The 3,295-nt window shown below is 44.2% G+C and carries 4 protein-coding genes; all 4 read right to left on the bottom strand.

Features of this window, described 5'->3' with window-relative positions; translation table 11 throughout:
* On the bottom strand, nt 1-243 hold a 243-nt coding region (locus OEL57_RS15610; RefSeq protein WP_300741742.1), incomplete at its 3' end, for a DUF485 domain-containing protein.
* Nucleotides 244-342: 99 nt separating this feature from the next.
* Nucleotides 343-1,116, bottom strand: a complete 774-nt coding sequence (locus OEL57_RS15605) for an IclR family transcriptional regulator (RefSeq protein ID WP_300741740.1) — start codon at nt 1,114-1,116, stop codon at nt 343-345.
* A gap of 162 nt (nt 1,117-1,278) precedes the next feature.
* Nucleotides 1,279-1,638, bottom strand: a complete 360-nt coding sequence (locus OEL57_RS15600) for a hypothetical protein (RefSeq protein WP_300741738.1) — start codon at nt 1,636-1,638, stop codon at nt 1,279-1,281.
* A 598-nt stretch (nt 1,639-2,236) separates the two neighbouring features.
* Nucleotides 2,237-3,295, bottom strand: a 1,059-nt coding sequence (gene nhaD / locus OEL57_RS15595; RefSeq protein WP_300741737.1) for a sodium:proton antiporter NhaD, incomplete at its 5' end; no start/stop codon positions are given.

The raw sequence follows: 3,295 nt of genomic DNA, 5'->3' as shown, positions 1-3,295 counted from the left end.
GTATATTGCCAGACCCCAGGACACAAAAAACTGCGACAAGGCAAACAGGTAACCAAAATTGATTCTGCCCAGGATCTGGATCTTGAACAGACCCGGTGCATAGGCTGCCCCGACAGGAAGCAGAAAATAGTAGATCGTCGAGAAGATCCACCAGCCGAAAAGGAAGGCTGTTTTCTTGTGGTGCAGTTCGATAAACTTGGGATTTTTAGCTATCGCTGACCAGTTGTACGTTTGTTCCGCCATAATAATTACTCCTTTCATTTAGTAGTACCAGTAAAACACTTAACACCCTGATTTTGAATTCTTACATGCCCCCTTTCCGGTGAAATGGTTCACCCGATATCAAACTCCAATCGCTGCATATCCATATTGACTTGAAAGCATTTGTGCGTTTTCAATCATGGAAGGAATAATCTCTTTTTCTAATCGTTCACCGAGTACCCTGAAGGAGGGAGCAATAAGCGTCAGTGCCCCCACAACCTTCCCCGCATAATCCTTTACCGCAACCGCAACACTGGTGACATTTTCCCCTAATCCACCAATATCAACAGCAACACCTTTATTTCTAATTGAGAGAAGTTCATTCTGGAAATGCTCTACATTTACTTCCGGCCTTTTTCGGCCAAGCCGTGCAAGATATCGTTGCAGGTAGTCACGCGGCTCAAATGCCATGATTACCTTTCCTGCAGCATTGGTGAAAAACGGAAAACTTTGACCGATGAGAGGGGTTGCCCTGATACTCTGTTCCGTATCAACCATATCGAGAAACACAACATCGGTCTCTTTCAGGATAGCGACGTAAATTGCCTCGTCATGCTCTTTCTCAAGACTTTGCATAACCGGCTTGGCATATTTAAGAATACTCAGGTTGTTTACAATTGATTGCGAAAGCCGAATGCCATGCACACCAATCATGTACTGCCCAAGGCTTTTGTTTTGCTCAACAAATCCTTTTTCAGTCAAAAGATTCAATAATCCCATAGTTTTGGCTGGGCTTAAGCCGATTTGACGTGCCAATGAAGCTGAAGTTTGTGGCTCTTCAGAAATGGCAATCAGCTCAAAAAGTCCCAAGGCCTTGTCAATCGATAAAAGAGAACCATTTCTGGATTCCTTCATAGGACTCCCCCTGTGTACGGCTAGTTAAAACAAATAATATTGGGCGCTTAAAACAGAAGCAAAATGCACGAACCCCAAAGCCATGCATGTGTAACTGCCAGCTGATGACACAAAAGTGCCGACGACCATCTGGATTCAAATCAGATCAGAACCGGGGAACAACTAGATAAAATAGAGTGGTGGAGCTCGTGGGGGGGATTGTTTGGATGTAGGTTTGGGTGTGTAGAATAGCTGCGTTACAACGGGTTTTACTTTAACAGCTACTTCGGGATTAGCATCTTGAAAAGGAAAGTTAATGATTACAGCACCATCTGCATGGTGTTTCTTCAAATTTTGCTGAGCAGCTGTTTCTTTGGCCTTTAAAATATTTTCAGCAACTGCGCGAGGACGCTGCTTAGGTTTGTGAAAGTCTCCTTTGATATACGGAATACGCATGCCAAGAAAGACAAAAAAGAATGTGGCAACAGTGATGATCACTGCCAATTGCCGTTTATTCCCAAATGTCTTTGCCCTGTTAGTCATGCGTATTCCCAATTTTAAATCACTGTATTTCGCAAAACATATTTTATAAAAAACACAACATACTGATATTAATAAAAAATAAAGAGATCAACACAAAGCAGTCTATCAAATCACAGTTATTTATGAGCGTATTTAAAACATTATTTTGAATAAATGCAAGATAAAAATATTTATTGTAACAAACAACAATTAAATATCAGCCAAAGCAAGCATAACAACTCAATATCACTTGTATTATTTTTACCAACAAATAAAACAGTGTATTTAAACACTTTGTATCTGATTCTGAAAAATCAAGGTAAATGAAGTAAAACTGAAAACAGTTGGTCGGCAAGAACCATTAAAGAGGGTTACAAAGATAAAATATAGCTGCTTAAACATGAGACTATTGAAAATGCCATGGGGAAGACTGGGGACACGGCGCACGGAGCGAGGCGTCTGATACATAACACCCCAGCCAGGCAAAGGAATTGCTACCTTTACAACGCAGTAGACGGCCTCCTCAGCAGTTTTGCAAGAAGCGCACAGGCGAGGGTAAAATTGATAGACATAGATACATACCTCTTTATCAACTTACCCTAAACAGTAATGACAAGATTTAATGCAGTAACTTGCACTGCACAATATAGGCCGCAATTCCAGAAAAATACCCGATCAAAGCCAGTCCACTGATCCGCTTGACATACCAGAAAAAATTAATCTTCTCCAGACCCATGGCAGCCACGCCGGCTGCAGAACCGATGATCAGGATTGAGCCACCAGTACCGGCACAGTAGGCCATAAACTCCCACAAAAAACTGTCCTGCGGATACTGAGTCAGGCTATACATCCCCATGGATGCCGCAACCAGCGGCACGTTATCCACAATAGAGCTGACCAGACCGATGATCGCAACAATCACATCCTGTCGTCCCACAGTTTGATCAAGCCATTTGGCCAGCGCACCAAGAATATGGGTATGTTCCAGGGTGGCCACTGCCAGCAGGATACCGATAAAGAAAACTATTGAACTCAAGTCAATCCGCATCAGGGCGCTGACCAAGGTCAGATGATGTTTTTCATCATCATCCTTGCTGCGATGGATCAACTCTCCCACCAACCAGAGAATACCCAGGCCAAACAGAATCCCCATAAAAGGTGGCAGGTGGGTTACGGTCTTAAAAACCGGCACAGAAATCAGGATGCCGATCCCCATACAAAACATCAGGTTACGCTCAAAAGACGTGGTTTGCAGCAGGCCGTTGTCCTCTGCACGTTGCGGTGAGACGACCTCACGCCCTTTCAAGAAAATACTGGTAACGATCAGCGGCACCAACAGGTTAAAGATGGATGCAATGAACAGCCCTTTCATAATCGCCAGGGTGGTGATCTGACCACCGATCCAGAGCATGGTAGTCGTAACATCGCCGATCGGGGTCCAGGCACCACCGGCATTGGCGGCAATCACGATCATGCCGGCAAAGAACAGCCGGTCATCGTGGTCATCCAGCAGCTTCTTCATCAAAGAAATCATCACAATAGTGGTGGTCAGATTGTCCAGTACTGAACTGAGAAAAAAAGTGACAAAACCCACCAGCCAAAGCAGTGATGAGAGCTTGGTGGTGCGGATGCGGGCGGTAATCACCTCAAACCCGTTATGGGCATCCACCACCTCAAC

Origin of the sequence: Trichlorobacter sp. (genome assembly GCF_030247655.1) — a bacterium.
Lineage (GTDB): Bacteria > Desulfobacterota > Desulfuromonadia > Geobacterales > Pseudopelobacteraceae > Trichlorobacter.
The sequence above is the reverse complement of the archived record's forward strand: the minus strand, read 5'-3'. Positions and strand labels throughout refer to the sequence as shown.

Bases quoted from the DNA above. Each gene is read 5' to 3' on its own strand.
- OEL57_RS15600 (WP_300741738.1), bottom strand. From the start codon at position 1,638: ATGACTAACAGGGCAAAGACATTTGGGAATAAACGGCAATTGGCAGTG.
- OEL57_RS15605 (WP_300741740.1), bottom strand. From the start codon at position 1,116: ATGAAGGAATCCAGAAATGGTTCTCTTTTATCGATTGACAAGGCCTTG.